Genomic DNA, 21,142 nt, shown 5'->3' with positions numbered 1-21,142 from the left:
TTGAGTCGGTCACCTTTCCGCGCATTTCATGCGACAAGCGGCGTTCGTCCGCGATTTCCGGGAGTCCATCCATGATCGGTCTTGTTCGCGCCGTCACACTCTGCGCCACGCTGGCGTTCGGCCTTAGCGTAGCGCAGGCCGCCGACAAAGCCTTCAAGCGGGACGACCTCGCCGATTCCGCGATCAAACTGGAGGCGCAGATCAAGAGCGAGGCGGGGCCGGTCGCCAAGAGCGGCGCGAGCTTACGCACCGACGCCGATGCTGCCTTCCGGCGCAACGACTATCGCACCGGCCTGTCGGTGCTCGGCCAGATCGCGGCGACCACGCCGGAGGACGCCGGCAACTGGCTGCGCCTGGCGAAAGTCATCTTCCAGATCACGCCCAAGAGCTCGAGCGAGCAGACGTTTCTGCTGGAGCGCGCCTCGACTGCCGCCTACATCGCCTACCAGCGCGCCGGCAATGCGGGCGAGGAGGCCGATTCGCTCGCGGTGCTCGGCAAGTCGCTGTCCGAACGCAAGCTGTGGCGGCCGGCGCTTGATGCACTGCGGCTGTCGCTCGACATGCGCGAGGTCGCCGACGTCCGGGGCCAGTACGAGAAGATGCGCGACGAGCACGGGTTTCGGTTGCTCGACTACACCGTGGACTCGGACTCCGCCAGTCCGCGCGCCTGCTTCCAGTTCTCGGAGGAGCTGGCAAAACGCACCGATTTCGCGCCGTACCTCGCGCTGGCGGGCCAGGACAAGCCGGCTTTGTCGGCCGAGGGCAAGCAGCTCTGCGTCGATGGGCTCAAGCACGGCGAGCGCTACAACATCAATCTGCGCGCCGGCCTGCCGTCCACCGTGAAGGAAGGCCTGCCGAAATCGGCCGAGTTCAACGTCTATGTGCGCGACCGCAAGCCCTTCGTGCGCTTCACCAGCCGCGCCTATGTGCTGCCGAGGACGGGCCAGCGCGGCATTCCCGTCGTCAGCGTCAACACGCCAGCCGTCAACATCAACGTGTTCCGGATCGGCGACCGCAATCTGATCAACACGGTGGTCGACAGCGATTTCCAGAAGACTCTGTCGAAATATCAGCTCAGCGATCTCGGTGGCGAGCGCGGCGTCAAAGTCTGGACCGGCGAGCTCGCGACCGCGATGACGCTCAACCAGGACGTCACCACGGCGTTCCCGGTCGACCAGGCGCTGGGCGAGCTCCAGCCCGGCGTCTATGTGATGACGGCCGCAGCCAAGGGGCCGGGCTCGGACGACGACTACCAGCTCGCCACCCAATGGTTCATCGTCTCCGATCTCGGCGTCACGGCCTATTCCGGCAATGACGGCATCCATGTCTTCGTGAATTCGCTGGCCTCGACCGATCCCGTCGGCAAAGCCGAGGTGCGACTGGTCGCGCGCAACAACGAGATCCTGGCCACCCGCAAGACCGATGAGAGCGGCCATTTGCTGTTCGAGGCGGGGCTTGCGCGCGGCGAGGGCGGCCTGTCGCCGGCGATGCTCACCGTGACCGGTGAGAAGGCCGACTATGCTTTCCTCAGCCTCAAATCCTCTGCCTTCGACCTGTCGGACCGCGGAGTTTCGGGCAGGGCCGTGCCTGTGGGCGCCGACGCCTTCGTCTATGCCGAGCGCGGCGTCTACCGCTCCAGCGAGACCGTCTATCTCACCGCGCTGTTGCGGGACGGGCAGGGCAACGCCGTTACCGGCGGGCCGATGACCCTGGTGATCGAGCGTCCCGACGGCGTCGAATATCGCCGCGCCGTGCTGTCCGACCAGGGCGCCGGCGGGCGCACCTTGTCCGTGCCGCTCAACTCGGCCGTCCCGACCGGGACCTGGCGGGTGCGCGCCTTCACCGATCCGAAGGGCTCTTCGGTCGGCGAGACCACTTTCATGGTCGAGGACTACGTCCCTGATCGGATCGAATTCGACTTGTCTTCCAAGGACAAGCTGATCAAAGCTAACGCTCCAGTGGAGCTTAAGGCGGACGGTCATTTCCTCTACGGCGCGCCGGCCTCGGGGCTGGCGCTCGAAGGCGACATGCTGGTCGCGCCTGCGTCCGAGCGGCCGGGCTTCGCCGGTTACCAGTTCGGCGTCGCCGATGAGGAGACCACCTCGAACGAGCGCACGCCGCTGGAAAACCTGCCGGAAGCTGACGCCAACGGCGTTGCGACCTTCCCGGTCACGCTCGACAAGCAGCCGGCCTCGACGCGGCCGCAGGAGGCGCAGATCTTCGTTCGCATGGTGGAGACCGGCGGCCGCGCCGTCGAACGCAAGATCGTGCTGCCGGTCGCGCCTGCTGCCGCCATGATCGGCATCAAGCCGCTATTCGGCGACAAGAACGTGGCCGAAGGCGACAAGGCCGAGTTCGACATCGTGTTCGTCTCGCCCGAGGGCGAGAGGCTACGCCGCGACGGCCTGCGCTACGAGCTCCTGAAGATGGAGTCGCGCTACCAATGGTATCGCCAGAGCAATTACTGGGAGTACGAGCCGGTCAAATCGACCTCGCGCGTCTCTGACGGCGACGTGACCGTCGCCGCGGACAAGCCGTCGCGGATTTCGCTGACCCCAAAGCCCGGCCGCTACCGGTTGGACGTGAAGTCGAACGATGCCGACGGGCCCGTGACCTCCGTACAGTTCGACGTCGGCTGGTATTCCGACGGCAGCGCCGACACGCCGGACCTCCTGGAGACCTCGATCGACAAGCCGCAATACGCCTCGGGCGACATGATGACCGTGTCGGTCAACGTCCGCAGCGCCGGCAAGCTGACGGTCAACGTGCTCGGCGATCGCCTGCTGACGACGCAGACCATCGACGTCAAGGAAGGCACCGCCCAGGTGAAGCTCCCGGTCGGCAAGGACTGGGGCACTGGCGCCTATGTGGTGGCGACGCTGCGCCGTCCGCTCGATGCGGCCGCGCAACGCATGCCAGGCCGGGCGATCGGACTCAAATGGTTCGGTATCGACAAACAGACCCGCACGCTCCAGGTGAAGCTGACCCCGCCGGCGCTGATCCGGCCGAATGGGTTGCTGAAGATCCCCCTCAAGCTCGACGGGCTCAATCCGGGCGAGGACGCCAAGATCGTCATCGCCGCGGTCGACGTCGGCATCCTCAACCTCACCAATTACAAACCGCCGGCGCCGGACGACTATTATCTCGGCCAGCGCCGCCTCAGCGCGGAGATCCGCGATCTCTATGGGCAACTGATCGACGGCATGTCGGGCACGCGCGGTCAGATTAAGTCCGGCGGTGACGCCGGCGCGGCCGAATTGCAGGGCTCGCCGCCTGCGCAGAAGCCGCTCGCGCTCTATTCGGGCATCGTCACGGTTGCCGCTGACGGCACCGCGGAAATCAGCTTCGACATTCCGGAGTTCGCCGGCACCGCGCGCGTCATGGCGGTGGCGTGGACCGCGACCAAGCTCGGTCGCGCCAACACGGACGTGGTGATCCGCGATCCTGTCGTGCTGACCACGACCCTGCCGCGCTTCCTGCTCAACGGCGACCACGGCACGGTCAATCTCGAGATCGACAATGTTGAAGGGCAGGCCGGCGATTACGTCATCAACGTGAAGACGGGCGGACCGGTGAAGATGACCGGCAATCCCGCAACCACGGTGAAGCTCGCCGCCAAGCAGCGGAACTCCTTCTCGCTCGCCATCGACGCGACGGCGGCGGGGCAGGCGACGCTCGACGTCGACATCAAGGGGCCGAACGGGCTTGCACTCGCGCGCCACTATGCGCTCGACGTCAAGGCGGCGACGCAGGTGCTGGCGCGGCGCTCGATCCGGACGCTGGCGAAGGGCGAGAGCCTGACGCTGACGTCTGATATGTTCGCCGACCTCGTGCCGGGCACCGGCAGCGTCTCGGTCTCGGCGAGCCTGTCGACCGCGCTCGATGCGGCGACGATCCTGAAAGCGCTCGACCGCTATCCCTATGGCTGCTCGGAGCAGATCACGAGCCGTGCGATGCCGTTGCTCTATGTCAACGATCTCGCGGCCGGCGCGCATCTGGCCATGGACACCGAAGTCGACCAGCGCATCCGCGACGCGATCGAGCGGCTTTTGGCCCGCCAGGGCTCCAATGGCTCGTTCGGACTGTGGTCGGCGGGCGGCGACGATGCGTGGCTCGACGCGTACGTGACCGACTTCCTGACCCGCGCCCGCGAAAAGGGCTTTGTGGTCCCGGATGTGCTGTTCAAGACCGCGCTGGATCGTATCCGCAACTCGGTCGTCAACGGCAACGAGCCGGAGAAGGACGGCGGCCGCGATCTCGCTTACGGCCTCTATGTGCTCGCGCGCAACGGCGCGGCGCCAATCGGCGACCTCCGCTATCTCGCCGACACCAAGCTAAGCAACCTCGCAACTCCCATCGCGAAATCGCAGCTCGCCGCGGCACTCGCGCTGGTCGGTGACCGCAACCGCGCGGAGCGCGTTTACGGTGCCGCGCTCGACAGTCTCGCGCCAAAACCCGTGCTGGAGTTCGGCCGCACCGACTACGGCTCGCAGCTTCGCGATGCCGCAGCGCTGGTGTCGCTTGCCAGCGAAGGCAATGCCCCGAAGGCGACGCTGACGCAGGCGGTGTCGAGGGTCGAGACTGCCCGCGGGCTGACGCCCTATACCTCCACGCAGGAGAATGCGTGGCTGGTGCTGGCGGCACGCGCGCTCGCCAAGGAGAACCTGTCGATGGAGGTCGACGGCCAGCCGGTCAAGACCGCGCTGTACCGCAGCTACAAGGCGGCGACCCTGGAGGGCAAGCCGCTGAAGATCACCAACACCGGCGATGCGCCGGTGCAGGCCGTGGTCTCTGTGTCGGGTTCGCCGGTGACGCCGGAGCCCGCGGCATCGAACGGCTTCAAGATCGAGCGCAGTTTCTTCACGCTCGACGGCAAGCCCGCCGATATCAGCAAGGTGAAGCAGAACGACCGCTTCGCCGTGGTGCTGAAGATCACCGAGGCCAAGCCCGAGTACGGCCACATCATGGTGTCCGATTATCTTTCGGCCGGCCTCGAGATCGACAATCCGAAACTGGTGTCGTCGGGCGACAGCGGCACGCTGGGCTGGATCGAGGACGGCCAGGAGCCCAAGGATACCGAGTTCCGCGACGACCGCTTCACGGCGGCCGTCGACCGGGCCTCGGATTCCAAGGCGGTCTTCACGGTGGCCTATGTCGTCCGTGTGGTCTCGCCCGGCAAATACGTGCTGCCGCAGGCCTATGTCGAGGACATGTACAATCCCTCGCGCTACGGCCGCACCGGGACGGGCACCGTCGAGGTGCGGGCGGCGAAGTGAGTGGTGAGGGGATGAGCGACAAGGAGCCACATGCTCCGCCGTCATGCCCGGGCTTGTCCCGGGCATCCACGGACTTTTGTGCGAGGGGCAAGGACGTGGATGGCCGGGACGAGCCCGGCCATGACGGAGCGCGGAGCTTGGACCTGCATGTCCTCTCCGCGCTGGCATTCTCGCTCATTCTCACCATCGTCGGTTTCGTCGCCTGGGTCTACGCCCTCGGTCCGCTGCCTTTCGACGAAGCCCGCCAAGTTTCCACCACCATTGTCGATCGCAACGGCAAGCTGCTGCGCGCCTATGCGATGGCGGACGGGCGCTGGCGACTGCCGGTTGAGACAAATACGAACGTCGATCCGACCTATCTGAAGCTGCTGCTCGCCTATGAGGACCAGCGCTTTTACGCGCATGACGGTATCGACCCGCTGGCACTAGGGCGCGCTGCGTTTCAGCTTGCGACCCGCGGCCACATCGTCTCGGGCGGCTCGACCATCTCGATGCAGTTGGCGCGGCTGATGGAGCCGCGGCGGCAGCGCTCGCTCCATGCAAAGCTGCGGCAGATGGTGCGTGCGATCGAGATCGAGCGCAGCTTGAGCAAGCAGCAGATCCTCGACCTCTATCTCGCGCTCGCGCCCTACGGCGGCAATCTCGAAGGCATTCGCGCCGCCTCGATCGCCTATCTCGGCAAGGAGCCGAAGCGGTTGTCGCTGGCTGAAGCCGCATTGTTGGTCGCGCTGCCGCAATCGCCGGAGACCCGTAGGCTCGATCGCTATCCCGATGCGGCGCGCAAAGCGCGTGACCGCGTGCTCGACCGCATGGTCGAGGAGCAACAGATCAGCCTCGACGATGCCAAGCAGGCCAAGGCCGTTCCCGTGCCGAAGCTGCGCAGGCCAATGCCGATCCTGGCGCCGCATGCCTCCGATGCGGCGCTTGCGACGGTCAAGGACGCGCCCGTCATCAAGCTGACGCTGGATGCCAACCTGCAAAAGGTGCTTGAGCCGCTGGCGCGCGACCGTGCCATTGCGCTGGGACCGAACATCTCGGTCGGCATCATCGTCGTCGACAATGAGAGCGGCGACGTGCTCGCACGCGTCGGCTCGGCGGATTATTTCGACGAGCGCCGGGCAGGGCAGGTCGACATGACCCGCGCGGTCCGCTCGCCGGGCTCGACGCTGAAGCCGTTCATCTATGGGCTCGCTTTCGAGGACGGTTTTGTTCACCCCGACAGTCTGATCGACGATCGGCCCGTGCGCTTCGGCTCCTACGCGCCGGAAAATTTCGACATGACGTTCCAGGGCACCGTGCCCGTGAAGAAGGCGCTGCAGCTGTCGCTGAACGTGCCCGCGATCGTCCTGCTCGACCGCGTCGGCGCGAGCCGGCTGGCCTCGCGGCTGCATCAGGCGGGCGGCAATCTGGTGCTGCCCAAAGACGAGGCGCCGGGACTTGCCATGGGCCTTGGCGGCGTCGGTGTGACGCTGCAGGACCTCGCCCAGCTCTATGCGGGCTTCGCCCGGCTCGGCACCACCAAGCCGCTGCGCGAGATCATGAGCGACAGGGACGTGCGCGAGCCGCTGCGACTGCTCGATCAGGTCGCGGCCTGGCAAGTCGGCAATGTGCTGCTCGGCACCCCGCCGCCGGAGAACGCGGCTCACAACCGCATCGCCTTCAAGACCGGCACCTCCTACGGCTACCGCGACGCCTGGTCGATGGGCTTCGACGGGCGCATGACCATCGGCGTCTGGGTCGGCCGGCCCGACGGCGCGCCGGTTCCGGGCCTGATCGGGCGCGTCGCCGCCGCGCCGATCCTGTTCGACGCCTTCGCCCGAACCGGCAAGACGCTTCTCCCGTTGCCGAAGCCACCGAAAGGAACTCTCGTTGCCAGCAACGCCAAGCTGCCGTTGCCTTTGAGGCGGTTCCGCCCGGTCGGGGATCTGGTGCGGACCGGGGGCGAGCAGGCTCTGCACATCCAGTTTCCGCTGAACGGTTCGCGGATCGACGTCGATCGCTCAGGTGGCGAGGGGGGCGCAGCCATGCCGGTCAAGGTCGCCGGAGGCGTTCTCCCCATGACTGTCATGGTTAACGGAATGGCGCTCGGCGAGATCGACGGCCGCCGTCAGCGGCTGATCGATCCGCCGGGTCCGGGCTTTGCGCGGCTCACCGTGATCGATGCCACTGGCGCCGCGGACACAGTTGTCATTCGAATTCAGTGACCCTGCCTCAAGCGGTTGTGGCGATGGCGGTTTCAGCGTAAGCGGAACCGATGGCTGAAACCTACCCAGCACCCCGTTTTGGAGCTCCCCGCGAGCCGAAATCCCCGGTGAATCCGGGCAGCCGGCTCGTGTTCATGTTCGACATCGCCACCGCCAGCCACGTCCGCGCGGTGAGCTTCCTGTTGCTGTGCGCGCTGCTGCTATTCCTGCCGGGCTTCTTCACGATTCCGCCGGTTGACCGCGACGAGGCGCGCTTTGCGCAGGCCACCAAGCAGATGGTCGAGAGTGGCGATTATGTCGACATCCGTTTCCAGGAGGACGTCCGCTACAAGAAGCCGGTCGGGATCTACTGGCTGCAATCGGCTGCGGTCGAGACGGCGTCGGCGCTCGGTCTGCCGAAGGCCGAGTTGCGGATCTGGGTCTACCGGCTGCCGTCGCTGATCGGCGCGATCGGTGCCGTGCTCATGACCTACTGGACGGCGCTCGGCTTCGTCACGCGGCGCGCCGCGGTGCTTGCAGCACTTCTGATGTGCGCCTCCGTGCTGCTCGGGGTCGAGGCGCGGCTTGCGAAGACCGACGCCATGCTGCTGTTCTGCGTGGTCGCCGCGATGGGCGCGATGGGGCGGGCCTATCTGTCGTGGCAGCGCGCCGAGGACGAGACGCGTCCGCCCTGGAGCTGGCCCGCGATCTTCTGGACCGCGCTCGCTGTCGGCATCCTGATCAAGGGCCCGCTGATCCTGATGTTCGCGGGCCTGACCATTGTCGCGCTCGCGATCCAGGACCGCGACGCCTCCTGGCTATGGAAGTTGCGCCCGCTCTGGGGCCTGATGTGGATGCTGGTGCTGGTGCTGCCCTGGTTCGTCGCGATCTTCTGGCGCGCGGGCGATGCCTTCTTCGCCGATTCCGTCGGCGGCGACATGCTGAGCAAGTTGGGCGCGCAGGAATCCCACGGCGCGCCGCCCGGTCTGTATCTGGCGCTGTTCTGGATCACGTTCTGGCCCGGCGCGCCGCTCGCGGCGATGGCGGCGCCCGCGGTCTGGCGCGCGCGTCGCGAGCCCGGCGCGCAGTTCCTGCTGGCCTGGCTGATCCCATCCTGGATCGTGTTCGAGGTGGTGCTGACCAAGCTGCCCCATTACGTGCTGCCGCTGTATCCTGCGATCGCGATCCTCACCGCGGGCGCGCTCGAGCGGCGCGTGCTGTCCTGGTCCTGGCTGATGCGCGGCTCGGCCTGGTGGTTCGCGATCCCTGTTGGCGGCTCGATCATCGCGGTCGTCGGCGCGGTGATGCTGACTCGACAGCCTGCTTTCGTGGCCTGGCCGTTCATCGCGGCCTCGCTGATCTTCGGCCTGTTCGCCTGGTGGCTTCACGACAACAATCACGCCGAGCGCTCGCTGCTCAACGCGCTGGTCGCAGCCCTGATGCTCGCGGTAACAGTCTACGGCATCGTGCTGCCGTCGCTGACGCCGCTGTTTCCGAGCATCGAGATCGCACGCGCGCTTCGCAACGTCACCTGCGTCGGCCCGAAGGCGGCCGCGGCCGGCTATCACGAGCCGAGCCTCGTCTTCCTGACGGGTACGCAGACGCTGCTCACCGACGGTTCGGGCGCGGCGGATTTCCTGCGGCAAGGAAGCTGCCGTTTCGCGCTGATCGAGCAGCGTTCGGAGCGCGGCTTCGTGCAGCGCGCCGAGGCGATCGGGTTGCGCTATAAGGTCGGCACGCGCATCGACGGCTACAATTTCTCGCAAGGGCGTGCGATCTCGATCTCGATCTTCCGCTCGGAAGGCACCGAGTAGGATGTCGGCACCAACCGACATCGCGCCGCGCGCGAGCTATCCCGCGCAATTGCTCACGCTCTCGGGGCGCGCCCTGGCACAGCTCGTGCGCACGCCCTCGCATTCGCGCCGCGCCGAGGCCGCGCGAAAGCTGGCGCGGCATTCGCTGTGGCTGAGTGCGGCAGGTGCAGCCCTGGTCATCGCGCTGATGGTCGTTTTCGACCTGACCGAGATCCAGCTGATGCCGGCGCGTGGCACGCCGGGCCTGTGGCCGATCCGCATCCTCACTGATTTCGGCAAGGACGAGTATGTGCTCTCGGTGCTCGGGGGCCTGCTGGTGGTGCTGGCGCTGGTTGCGGCGGGATTGCGCGGCACAAGCCTCGCGTTGCTGCTCGGCCTCGGCACGCGGCTGCAGTTCATGTTCCTGTCTGTTGCCGTGTCCGTATTCGTCGCCGAGATCCTGAAATATCTCATCGGTCGAGGACGTCCGTTCGTCGGCGGCAAGGCCAATCCGTTCAACTTCATCCCGTTCGAGGGGACCGGGGCCTATGCCAGCCTGCCGTCGGGGCATGCGGTGACGGCGTTCGCGCTGGCGTTCGCGGTCTCGGCGCTGTGGCCGCGCCTGCGCGTGTTCATGTTCACTTACGCGATCGTGATCCTGCTGACGCGACTGGTGCTGCTTGCGCACCACCCGAGTGACGTTGTGGCCGGCGCCTTGGTCGGCTTGGTCGGCGCCTTGGCGGTGCGCTACTGGTTCGCGGCCCGCAGGCTCGGCTTTGCCATCCGTGCCGACGGCACCATTGTGCCTCTTGCAGGGGCGGTCTCGGGCCGCCTCAAAAGGGTTGCCCACGGGGCATCCGCCCCATAAAAGCGGCTGCCTGCCGGGACCGCCGGTTCCCGAGCCAAGCCAATTCTAACCACGAGCTTCGATTTGTCGTCCCAGCCTTCGGTTTTCCAGCCCTCGGTTTCCATCGTCGTTCCCGTGCGCAACGAAGCCGACAACATCGTGCCGCTGATCGAGGAGATCGTCGCAGCGCTCGACGGCCGCTGGACCTATGAGATCATCTACGTCAATGACGGTTCGAGCGACGCGACCGGCGAACGGCTCGGCGCGGTCATGAAGCAGCGGGACAATCTGCGCCAGCTGCGCCATGCCAGATCAGGCGGCCAGTCCGCGGCCGTGCGCAGCGGCGTGCGTGCGGCACGCGGTGCCATCGTGGCGACGCTCGACGGCGACGGCCAGAACAATCCGGCTTTCCTGCCCGACCTGATCGCGGCGGTCGAGAACGGAAGCAAGGTTGGACTTGCCGCCGGACAACGCGTCGGCCGCAAGGATACCGGCTTCAAGAAATTCCAGTCGCGCATCGCCAACGGCGTCCGCAACGCGATCCTGAAGGACGGGACGCGCGATACCGGCTGCGGCCTGAAGGCGTTCCGGCGCGAGGTGTTCCTGATGATGCCCTATTTCGACGGGCTGCATCGCTTCCTGCCGGCACTGGTGCGCCGCGAGGGCTACGAGATCGCCTATGTCGACGTGATCGACCGGCCGCGCCGCTCCGGCGTTTCGAACTACGGTTTCTTCGACCGGCTGTGGATCGGCATCATGGATCTCGGGGGCGTGTGGTGGCTGATCCGCCGCAAGAAGCCGACGCCGGATGTGACTGAGGTGACGGCATGATCATCCAATACGGTCAGGCGCTGAGCAATTATTTCTACGACGTCTTCGTGGCCAAGTTCGACTTCTGGCTCGCGTTCGGCCTCGTCGCGCAACTGTTCTTCACGGCACGCTTCCTGGTGCAGTGGATCGCGAGCGAGCGCGCCGGCAACAGCGTGGTGCCGATGGCGTTCTGGTTCTGCTCCATGGGCGGCGGGCTGATGACGCTGGTCTACGGCGTCGTCAAGCGCGAGCCCGTCATTATCCTCGGCCAGGCGCTGGCGACCATCATCTATATCCGCAACATCATGCTGATCGTGAAGAACCGCGGCCGCGCGTCAAAGACGCTGGAGCGCTGATCCGACGCGACTAGCGCGGCAAGGCCGACGCCGCGCCCGTTGCGGGCAGGGCAGCGGTCCCCGTCTCGGTCCTGCGATGGGGCTCGCCGGCTGCGTCGAGCACGGGATAGGCGACCGAGCAGATATGCGAGTGGATGCGGCGCAGGTCCCGCAGCACGTCGAGATGCAGCGACGTGGTTTCGATGGTCTCGGGACGGCCCTCGCGCAGGCGGTCGAGGTGGCGCTCGACGGCGGCCAGCTCGGTGTTGCGCAGCGCCGTCTTCTCCACCAGCAGCTTGCGCGCCTCGTTGGCGTCGCCCGACATGAAGACGCCGAAGGCGATGCGCAGCGAATCCATCGTGCGCTTGTGGAAGGCGGCGAGCTCCTCGGCGCCCTCGGGCGAGAACTGGAAGCGGCGCTTGATCTTCTTGGTCGCCAGCTCGCTCAAGCTCTTGTCGATGATGTCGCCGATATGTTCCAGATTGATGGCGAAGGAGATGATCTCCATCGCGCGCCGGCCCTCGCTCTCGTCGAGACTGCCCCGCATGAGTTTGGTCACGTAGAGCTTGATGGCTTCGTCGAGGCCGTCGACGATGTTGTCCATCTTCGAGACCTGGTCGACCAGCGCGCGGTCACCGCTCATCATCGCCGCCATCACCTTGCGCAGCATGATTTCGACGAGATCGCCCATGCGCAGGGTTTCGCGGCCGGCATCGGCCAGCGCCAGCGACGGCGATTCCAGCGCAGTCTCGTCGAGATAGCGCGGCCGGGCCGGATCGGCCTCCTGAACGCGATCGGGCAAGAGCCGGGTCAACAGGCGCGACATGGGGTCGAGCAGGCCAATGAAGATGATGGCTGTGCCGACGTTGAAGGCGATATGAAATGCCGCCGTCATCCTGGCGAGATCGGGTTGCCAAGCGTGCATGTGCTCGGCGATCGGGCCCAGGAAGGGCAGGACGAGGGCGATTCCGATCACGCGGTTGACGAGATTGCCCACCGGCAGGCGATAGCTGGCGGGATCGTCGCGTCTGGCGCCTTCGAACACAGGATTGATGGCGCTGCCGAGATTGGCGCCAAGCACCAGTGCGAGCGCGGCGTAAGGCGAGATGAACTGCGAATAGGCGAGTGACATGATCAGCAGCACGCTTGCGACGCTCGAATGCACCGCCCAGGTGACGAGCGCCGCGATCAGGATGCACAGAACGGGATCGCCCGTGATGGAGGACATCATGACGCGGACGCCCGGTGCGTTCTCGGCCGGGGCCAGCGTGTCGAGCAGGATGTGCAGCGACAGCAGCATCAGTCCGAGACCGATCGAGACACGGCCGACATCCTTGATCCGCGAGCGCGGACCCACGCGGAAGGCGACCAGTCCGAGCACGAACAGGACCGGCGCGACGGCGGCGATGTTGAACGACAGCACCTGCACGATCAACGTCGTGCCGACATTGGCGCCGAGCATGATGGCAAGCGCGGTGACAAGGCTGAGCAGGCCCTCGGCTGCGAACGAGCTCGTGAGCAGCGCAGTCGCGGTGCTGCTCTGGAGCAGCGCCGTCAGCCCGAGACCGGCAGCAAACGCGTTGAAGCGGTTACCAAGAGCCTTGCCGAGCAGCCGTCGCAGGTCCGGGCCAAAGGCACGCAAAATCCCGCTGTGGACCATGTGCAGGCCCCACAGCAACAGCGCCACGCCGCCCATCAGATCGAGCAGTACCAACGTTCCCATGCTCCGAGTCCGGATTGGAGTCGATTGGTGAGGCTAGCGCCAAATGCTTGAGGTTCAAACCATTTGTTGGCGCAGGGGGCATCAACGTTTGCAGCGGCTACACGTTCCTGCGGCGCGCGTTGGCGCGTCCGCAGGCGCAGTGCCTTGTGAACAGGCTCACATTGCCGCTTTGAGGGCAGCGAAGCCGCGATCGAGGTCGGCCTTGAGGTCGTCAGTGCTCTCCAGCCCGATGTGCAGACGCAGGGTAGGGCCGCCCGGCGCCCACTTGGTCGCCGTGCGATAGCCGTCGCAGTCGAAAGGAATCGCAAGGCTCTCGAAGCCGCCCCAGGAAAAGCCCATGCCGAACAGCTTGAGCGTGTTGAGCATTGTGTCGACCGCCTTCTGCGGCGCCGGCTTCAGCACGATGCTGAATAGGCCCGACGCGCCCGTGAAGTCGCGCTTCCAGATCGCATGGCCCGGATCGGTCTCGAGTGCCGGATGCAACACGCGCGCGACCTCTGGCCGGTTGGCGAGCCAGCGCGCCATGTCGAGGCCGGAGCGATGATGCTGCGCCAGCCGCACCGACAGCGTACGCAGGCCGCGCAGCGCCAGGAAGACGTCATCGGGACCGGCGCAGACGCCGAGCAGGCGGATGCCTTCGGCGATCTGCGGCCATGCCCTGGCATTGGCCGAGATGGTGCCGAACATGATGTCGGAATGGCCGCCGATATATTTGGTGGCGGCCTGCATGCTGATGTCGACGCCCTGTTCGAGCGAGCGGTGATAAAGCGGCGTCGCCCAGGTGTTGTCGTCGATGACGAGCGCGCCGCGCGCATGTGCGACATCGGCGATGGCGCGGATGTCGGGCATCTCGAACGACTGCGAGCCGGGCGCCTCGACCAGGACGGCGCTTGTGTTGGATCTGAACAGCTTGTCGATGCCGGCGCCGATCATCGGATCGAAGTAGGTGGTCTCGATGCCGTAGCGGGTGAGCATGCCATTGCAGAAATTGCGCGAGGGCCGGTAGACGTTGTCGCAGACCAGGATGTGGTCGCCGGCCTTCAGCACCGAGAGCAGGGTGGTGGAGATCGCCGACAGGCCCGACGGCACGATGCCGACGCCGGCGCATTGTGGCCCCTCCAGCGCCATCAGCGTCTCCTGGAACGCCTTGGTGGTGGGGGAACCATGGCGACCATAGGTGAACTCGCCGCGATGGGCGTGCAGGTCCTCGGCGGTCGGATAGAGCACGGTCGAGCCGTGGAACACCGGAGGATTGACAAACCCCTTCTGCGCCTTGGTGTCGCGGCCGGAGGTGACCAGCCGGGTCTCGGCGTGCTGTTCGGAGGGGTGTGAGGAATCCATGCGTCTGCTTTCAAAAGCGCGTTTCCACCAGGCGCGCTGCGCCCGCGGGCAGGCCGAAAGGCCGCTGTCGTTAATAACAGAACACAGAAGAGTCCCGTCAACCCCTTGACCCGGCACGCCAGCCGTTCTGTTATCGCAGGTGCTATTCAGTCGCCGCATGTTGAGGGGCCTGCCGCGACCTTCGATCCATCGCCTGACCGGACCACGCGCCACAGCCGTAACGGCGGGCGCCTTTCGGCGGGGATTAAGGTAGGGCCTCCCGGGATCGGCGGGTGATCGGCAAGGTTTTCCAGCATGACTCTTGCAGGGCTGGTCCTGATACGGCTAGCCCTGGCAGAGACGATCGCAAAGACAACGTTCCTGACCTTGAGACGACTTTGAAAGGCCCCAAGCCCATGAAACGCGTAATCCTGGCTCTCACTCTCGCCCTCGCCGCCGGCCTGACGGCCCAAGCCGCCGAGGCGCAAACGCTCAAGACCGTCAAGGACCGCGGCATGCTGTCCTGCGGCGTCAGTCAGGGCCTGCCCGGCTTCTCCTCGCCGGACGACAAGGGCAACTGGACCGGGCTTGATGTCGACGTCTGCCGCGCGATCGCCGGGGCGATCTTCAACGATCCGACCAAGGTCAAGTACGTGCCGCTCTCCGCCAAGGACCGCTTCACGGCGCTGCAATCCGGCGAAGTCGACGTGCTGTCGCGCAACACCACCTGGACCATCTCGCGCGACACCTCGCTCGGCGCAAACTTCACCGGCGTGACCTATTATGACGGGCAGGGCTTCATGGTGAAGAAGTCGCTCAAGGTGAACTCCGCGCTCGAGCTCAACAGCGCCTCGGTCTGCGTCCAGACCGGCACCACCACGGAGCAGAATCTCGCCGACTACTTCAAGGCCAACAACATGAAGTACGAGGTGATCGCGTTCGGCACCAACGACGAAACGGTCAAGGCCTACGAGGCCGGGCGCTGCGACGTCTTCACCACCGACCAGTCGGGCCTTTACGCCAACCGCCTGAAGCTTGCCAATCCCGGCGATCACATGGTGCTCCCGGAAATCATCTCGAAGGAGCCGCTCGGACCGATGGTGCGCCACGGCGACGACCAGTGGTTCGACATCGTGAAATGGACGCTGTTTGCCATGATCACCGCCGAAGAGCTCGGCGTGACCGCGAAGAACGTCGACGAGAAGGCGAAGCAGGAAAATCCGGAGCTGAAGCGCGTCCTCGGCACCGACGGCAATTTCGGTGAACAGCTCGGCCTGAGCAAGGATTGGGTGGTGCGCATCGTGAAAGCCGTCGGCAATTACGGCGAAGTGTTCGACCGCAACGTCGGCGCAGGCTCGCCGCTTGGTATCAATCGGGGACTCAACAATCTCTGGAATAAGGGCGGTCTCCAATACGCGCCGCCGATCCGCTGACCCCGCCTGACCCGCGCTCGCGGCGATGAGCATCGAGGCCCGCAAACCCCCGCCCCAGATCGCGCTGAAGATCAGGCGCGTCCTGGGGGGCAAGACAGGCTGGAACGGCATCGCCGTCCAGTTTGCCTTCGCTGCGGTCCTGGGCTGGATTGCCTATGAAATCGTCTCCAACGCCCGCGCCAACCTCGAGAACCAGCACATTGCGGCCGGCTTCGGCTTCCTCGCGAACAACGCCGGTTTCGACGTCAATCAGACGCTGATCTCGTATACCGGCTCGGACACGTTCCTGCGCGTGTTCCTGGTCGGGCTCCTCAATACGCTCGTGGTCTCGGTGGTGGGCATCGTGTTTGCCACCGTGATCGGCTTCATTGTCGCGCTGTGCCGGCTGTCACCCAACTGGTTGCTCGCGCGCATTGGCGGAATCTATGTCGAGATCATCCGCAACCTGCCGGTGCTGTTCCAGATCCTGTTCTGGTACCTGGCGGTGCTTGCTGCCTTGCCTAATCCACGACAGAGCATTTCGCTGCTCGGCATCGCTTTCGTCAGCAATCGCGGTCTCGTCATTCCCCGGCCGATCGGCGAGAGCGGCTTCGAGGCGTTTCTTGTGGTGCTGGCGCTCGGCATCGTGGCTTCGGTGGTGCTGCGCATCCACGCGCGCCGGGCGCTGTTCCAGCGGGGGCAGATGATCCGGATCTGGCCCTATGTGCTGGGCCTGCTGTTCGGACTGCCGCTCGTCACCATTCTGGTAGCGGGTCTGCCCTTCAGCTTCGAGCTGCCGCAGCTCAAGGGCTTCAATTTCGCCGGCGGCTCGCGGATCATCCCGGAGTTCGTGGCGCTCACATTGGCCTTGTCGACCTATACGGCTGCCTTCATCGCCGAGATCGTGCGCGCGGGCATCCTCTCCGTCCACAGCGGGCAGATGGAGGCGGGATCGTCGCTGGGCCTGAGCCGCGGCACCACGCTGCGCCTGGTGGTCGTGCCGCAGGCGATGCGCGTCATCGTTCCGCCGCTGACCAACCAGTACCTCAATCTCACCAAGAATTCGTCGCTGGCCGTCGCGATCGGCTATCCTGACCTTGTCTCCGTGTTCGCTGGCACGTCGCTGAGCCAGACCGGGCAGGCCATCGAGATCATCGCCATGACGATGGGCGTCTATCTCCTGATCTCGCTGATCACCAGCGCCGTCATGAGCGTCTACGGTTGGCGCATCAGCCGGAGTCTCGGCGCATGAGCGATATCACCTCGTCCAGCTTCGTCCGCCAGGATCTTCTCGATGAGCGTCCCGCGCCGGTGAAGACCACGGGCTTCGTCGGCCTGGTGCGGACGCGCCTGTTCAACTCGCCGACCAACATCCTGCTCACGATCGTCGGCGCCTTGCTGCTATGGTTCACCATCATTCCTTCCGTCAGATTCCTGATGGTCGATGCAGTCTGGACCGGTAAGGATCGCACGGCCTGCCTCGCCGAGAACGCCGGCTTTACGGTCGGCGCCTGCTGGCCCTACATCCAGGCCAAGCTGCCGCAACTGATCTACGGCTTCTACCCCGAAGCCGAACGCTGGCGGGTCAACCTCACGCTCGTCCTGTCGGTGGTCCTGTTGGTGCCGTTGCTCATTCCACGACTGCCGTCGAAAGGATTGAACGCAGGCCTGTTCTTCTTTGCGTTTCCAGTGGTCGCATTCTTTCTGCTGCATGGCGGCGGCATCAAGGGATTTGGCCTGAGCTGGACCGCTGACCTGCTGCAACTGTTCGACGACAGCATCATCGGCGCCGGCAAGGCTCTGCTCGGTCTCGGCAAGACATCCTCTGCCGCACCGCTGTTGTGGGTCGTCGGCAATGTCATCATGCTCGTGGGGACCGCGATCTACTGGCTGATCTTTCCGCTGACCTGGCTGCGTGACCAGCTGCAGGGGACGGGCCAGTCGGTCTGGGCCGATTTCGCCATCACCGCCGCGATCGTCTCGCTGATCGCCTTCGTTCTCGGCGGCGGCCTCCGCACGGGGGGGCGGGCCCTGACGTCCAGCGTCGTCACCTTCGCCGCCATCGCAATCGTGATCAGGCTGATCGGGCTCGATCACGGCGGACTGCCGATCGTGCAGACGAACCTGTGGGGCGGACTTCTGGTGACGCTGGTGGTCTCCGTCACGGGCATCGTCACCTCGCTGCCGATCGGCATTGCGCTGGCGCTTGGCCGCCGCTCGACCATTCCGCTGATCCGGATCTTCTCGATCGCCTTCATCGAGTTCTGGCGCGGCGTGCCGCTGATCACCGTGCTGTTCTTCGCCACCTACATGCTGCCGCTGTTTCTGCCGGGCAATTTCACAGTCGACGGGTTGGTGCGTGCGCTGATTGGAATTTCGCTGTTCACGGGCGCCTATCAGGCTGAGAACGTCCGTGGCGGGCTGGCTGCTATCCCGCGCGGGCAGGGCGAGGCGGCCGCGGCATTGGGGCTGTCCTGGTGGAAGACGACCTCGCTGATCGTGCTGCCGCAGGCGCTGCGCCACGTCATTCCGAACCTCGTCAACAGCTTCATCTCCCTGTTCAAGGACACGTCGCTGGTCTCGATCGTGGCGCTGTTCGATCTGCTGGGCTCGCTGCGGGCGTCGTTCTCGGATCCGAAATGGTCGTCGCCGTCGACCGCGTTCACCGGGTTCGCCTTCGCCGGGATCATCTACTTCATCTTCTGCTTTGGAATGTCACGCTACTCGCTCTTCGTCGAGCACCGCCTCAACGCTCACCGCCGCAACTGATCGAGGTCACCATGTCCGACCCCATCGTCAAAATTTCCGGCCTGAACAAATGGTACGGCGAATTTCACGTGCTGCGCGACATCGACCTTGCGGTCGAGAAGGGCGAGCGCATCGTGATCTGCGGCCCCTCCGGCTCGGGCAAGTCGACGCTGATCCGCTGCATCAACGCGCTCGAGGAGTTTCAGGAAGGCGAGATCGTGGTTGACGGCATCGAGCTCGGGCCGAATCTGAAGCATGTCGATGCGGTGCGGCGCGAAGTCGGCATGGTGTTCCAGAGCTTCAACCTGTTTCCTCACCTGTCCGTGCTGGACAATTGCACGCTGGCGCCGATCTGGGTGCGCAACATCCCCAAGAAGGACGCCGAGGCTGCGGCGATGAAGTTTCTGGAGCGGGTCAAGATCCCGCACCAGGCCAACAAGTTTCCGGGGCAGATGTCCGGCGGTCAGCAGCAGCGCGTTGCGATCGCCCGCGCGCTGACGATGAACCCGAAGGTGATGCTGTTCGACGAGCCGACCTCGGCGCTCGACCCCGAGATGGTCAAGGAGGTGCTGGACACCATGGTCGACCTTGCCGAGGAGGGCATGACCATGCTGGTGGTCACCCACGAGATGGGCTTTGCCCGCGAGGTCGCCAACCGCGTGGTGTTCATGGACGCGGGCCAGATCATCGAAGCCAACACGCCCAACGAGTTCTTCGCGGCTCCGCAGCACGCCCGCACAAAACTGTTCCTGAGCCAGATCCTGCGCTGAGCACCTGCAATCCGGTGGCGTCGCTGGTCTAAGCGACCCGCCAGCTTGGCACCATGCGAATCGGTCAGCCTCTTTTCGGGCCATACCCCGGAGAGAGACTTTGCAGAGCAGCGCCGGCGCGCGCGCATTCCAGAACGCGCGATTGCAAAAGAAATTGAGGAAGCAGGCGGACGCGCTCATGTCCGCCGCGGTTCAGGCACTCGGGCAGGGCAGATACGCAGAGGTCGAGACACTCTGCCGGCGGATTCTGACGGAGGTTCCGGATCATTTCGACGCCGCGCACCTGCTTGGCCTGCGCGCGTATGATGGCGGCCGCCTCGATGAGGCGCAACAATTGCTCGAGCGCGCGACCGTGCTCGATCCACGTTCGCCCGATGCCCATGGCAATCTCGGGGCAGTGTATTTCACCCTCCAGAAGTTTCAGGACGCTCGCGCATGCCAGGAGAAAGCCATTGCGCTGAAGCCGAATTCTCCGATTGCCTTGACCAATCTCGGCAATACGCTGCTCCACATGGGCCTCGCCGAGCAGGCTATCGAGCTGCACGAACGCGCTATCAGGCTGAAGCCGGACTATGCCGATGCGTTTTGCAATCGTGGCATGGCGGAGCTGATCGAAGGCCAGTTCCAGCGCGCGAAGGAGAGTTTTGATCGCGCCCTCGCGTTTCAGCCGCGTCACGCGGAAGCGATTGCGGGCAAGGGCATGGTGTGCATCGAGCTCCGGCACTAGAGGCGGCCGCGGCGATCGCGGCAGGGCTCGCGATCAAGCCGGATTCGCCGAAGATTCTGGCGCAGCGCGGACGGCTCAATCTCGATCTGTTGCGGCTGGAGCAGGCGCTCGCGGATTTCGATGCGGCGCTGGCGCTTTCACCGAGGCTCGAAGTGGCCTTGCAGGGGAAGGCGCAAGTCAACATTCTCAAGGGCAATACGGCCGGGGCGATTGCGGCCGTCAAGACGTTGCTCGAGGAACATCCGCGGTCCGACATCGGAATTGCGCTCCTGGCTTCCTGCTATGCGAGCCAGGGAGACATCGCGACGGCGCTCGAACATCTCGATGCAGGGCTGGCAATCGCGCCTGACTATGCGGACTTGATCGGGCGCAAGATATTCTTGCTGGACTATCTCCCCGACGCGGATTTTGCGGTCCAGCAGGCTGCGCGAAAACATTGGTGGGAAGCGATCGGCGCCAAATTGCCGCAAAGGGTGTTGTCGCCCCGCAAGCTCGACCCGGACAAGCGGATCTTGATCGGATATGTCGCTTCCGAATTCAGGAACCACTCGGCAGCGTTCGCTCTGTTACCAGTGCTGCGCCATCATGATCACGCCAGGTTCGAGATCGTCTGCTATTCGTGCTCGCCGGTAAGAGATGAGATGACCGCCGCATTCAGGTCCTCGGCGGACGTCTGGGTCGACGCCTGGCAGATGTCGGACGACGAGTTGGCCGATCGTATCCAGGCCGACAAGATCGATATCCTGATCGACGTATCCGGGCACACCACCGGCAACAGACTCCATGTCTTCGCCCGCAAGCCGGCCCCGATCCAGGTCTCAGGTTTCGGACACGCTACGGGCACGGGCCTTCAGACCATGGACCACGTGCTCGCGGATCCCATCTTCATTCCGCAATCGGCGCGCCATCTGCTGGCTGAAAAGGTCTACGACCTGCCGTGCCTGATCACGATCGATCCCATTTTGGATGTACCTGCATCGGAGCCGCCCATGCTCCGCAACGGCCATGTCACCTTCGGCGTGTTCAACCGCATCTACAAGATCTCGGACGAGGCCATCCGGGTGTGGTCGAACGTGATGCGCGAGGTGACCGGTTCGAAGATCGTCATCAAGCATACGCTGCTCGACGATCCCATGCTGCGCGATAGTCTGATCGCGCGGTTCGTGGCGCAGGGCGTTGCCGAGGAGAATGTCATCTG

Annotated in this window: 12 protein-coding genes and 1 pseudogene; 11 read left to right on the top strand and 2 right to left on the bottom strand. The window is 65.1% G+C overall.

The window, feature by feature from the left end:
• Positions 1 to 71 precede the first annotated feature (71 nt).
• The 6 genes from BRA1253DRAFT_RS03715 to BRA1253DRAFT_RS03690 all read left to right on the top strand — a co-directional run bounded on the left by BRA1253DRAFT_RS03715 (position 72) and on the right by BRA1253DRAFT_RS03690 (position 11,265).
• Positions 72 to 5,276, top strand: a complete 5,205-nt coding sequence (locus BRA1253DRAFT_RS03715) for an alpha-2-macroglobulin (protein ID WP_007591236.1) — start codon at positions 72 to 74, stop codon at positions 5,274 to 5,276.
• Between the two features lie 95 nt (positions 5,277 to 5,371).
• The gene (gene pbpC, locus BRA1253DRAFT_RS03710; protein WP_007591234.1) at positions 5,372 to 7,480 is read left to right on the top strand and encodes a penicillin-binding protein 1C; all 2,109 of its coding nucleotides are present in this window, start codon (positions 5,372 to 5,374) and stop codon (positions 7,478 to 7,480) included.
• A 50-nt stretch (positions 7,481 to 7,530) separates the two neighbouring features.
• A complete protein-coding gene (locus tag BRA1253DRAFT_RS03705) occupies positions 7,531 to 9,273 on the top strand; it encodes a glycosyltransferase family 39 protein (RefSeq protein ID WP_007591232.1) in 1,743 nt (580 codons plus the stop codon).
• 1 nt (position 9,274) lies between these two features.
• Positions 9,275 to 10,120 (top strand): phosphatase PAP2 family protein, encoded by an 846-nt coding sequence (locus tag BRA1253DRAFT_RS03700; RefSeq protein ID WP_007591226.1) that lies wholly within the window; start codon positions 9,275 to 9,277, stop codon positions 10,118 to 10,120.
• A gap of 63 nt (positions 10,121 to 10,183) precedes the next feature.
• Positions 10,184 to 10,930: a glycosyltransferase family 2 protein gene (locus tag BRA1253DRAFT_RS03695; protein WP_007591225.1), complete on the top strand. Its 747-nt coding sequence runs from the start codon at positions 10,184 to 10,186 to the stop codon at positions 10,928 to 10,930.
• Positions 10,927 to 11,265, top strand: a complete 339-nt coding sequence (locus tag BRA1253DRAFT_RS03690) for a lipid-A-disaccharide synthase N-terminal domain-containing protein (RefSeq protein WP_007591223.1) — start codon at positions 10,927 to 10,929, stop codon at positions 11,263 to 11,265. The genes BRA1253DRAFT_RS03695 and BRA1253DRAFT_RS03690 overlap by 4 nt, the downstream gene beginning before the upstream one ends.
• 10 nt (positions 11,266 to 11,275) lie before the next feature.
• On the opposite strand, the gene BRA1253DRAFT_RS03685 is transcribed toward BRA1253DRAFT_RS03690, so the two are convergent.
• Entirely contained in the window at positions 11,276 to 12,967 is a 1,692-nt protein-coding gene (locus BRA1253DRAFT_RS03685) for a Na/Pi cotransporter family protein (RefSeq protein WP_007591220.1), read from the bottom strand.
• Positions 12,968 to 13,123: 156 nt separating this feature from the next.
• Positions 13,124 to 14,308: a cystathionine beta-lyase gene (gene metC, locus BRA1253DRAFT_RS03680; RefSeq protein WP_007591219.1), complete on the bottom strand. Its 1,185-nt coding sequence runs from the start codon at positions 14,306 to 14,308 to the stop codon at positions 13,124 to 13,126.
• Between the two features lie 395 nt (positions 14,309 to 14,703).
• On the opposite strand from metC, the gene BRA1253DRAFT_RS03675 reads away from it, so the two are divergent.
• The 5 genes and pseudogenes from BRA1253DRAFT_RS03675 to BRA1253DRAFT_RS03655 form a co-directional block, all read left to right on the top strand.
• Positions 14,704 to 15,720: an amino acid ABC transporter substrate-binding protein gene (locus tag BRA1253DRAFT_RS03675; RefSeq protein WP_007591217.1), complete on the top strand. Its 1,017-nt coding sequence runs from the start codon at positions 14,704 to 14,706 to the stop codon at positions 15,718 to 15,720.
• Between the two features lie 25 nt (positions 15,721 to 15,745).
• Complete coding sequence (locus BRA1253DRAFT_RS03670; RefSeq protein ID WP_007591216.1) at positions 15,746 to 16,951, top strand: amino acid ABC transporter permease; 1,206 nt, start codon at positions 15,746 to 15,748, stop codon at positions 16,949 to 16,951.
• On the top strand, positions 16,948 to 18,468 hold the full coding sequence (locus tag BRA1253DRAFT_RS03665) for an amino acid ABC transporter permease (protein ID WP_007591214.1): 1,521 nt from the start codon (positions 16,948 to 16,950) through the stop codon (positions 18,466 to 18,468). Before BRA1253DRAFT_RS03670 ends, BRA1253DRAFT_RS03665 begins: the two co-directional genes overlap by 4 nt.
• Positions 18,469 to 18,479: 11 nt before the next feature.
• Positions 18,480 to 19,217, top strand: a complete 738-nt coding sequence (locus BRA1253DRAFT_RS03660) for an amino acid ABC transporter ATP-binding protein (RefSeq protein ID WP_007591212.1) — start codon at positions 18,480 to 18,482, stop codon at positions 19,215 to 19,217.
• A gap of 100 nt (positions 19,218 to 19,317) precedes the next feature.
• Positions 19,318 to 21,142: pseudogene (locus tag BRA1253DRAFT_RS03655) on the top strand (tetratricopeptide repeat protein); the annotation flags it as partial.

Origin of the sequence: Bradyrhizobium sp. WSM1253 (genome assembly GCF_000244935.1) — a bacterium.
Taxonomy (GTDB): Bacteria; Pseudomonadota; Alphaproteobacteria; order Rhizobiales; family Xanthobacteraceae; genus Bradyrhizobium; species Bradyrhizobium canariense.
This window is presented reverse-complemented; position numbering and strand designations above follow the sequence as displayed.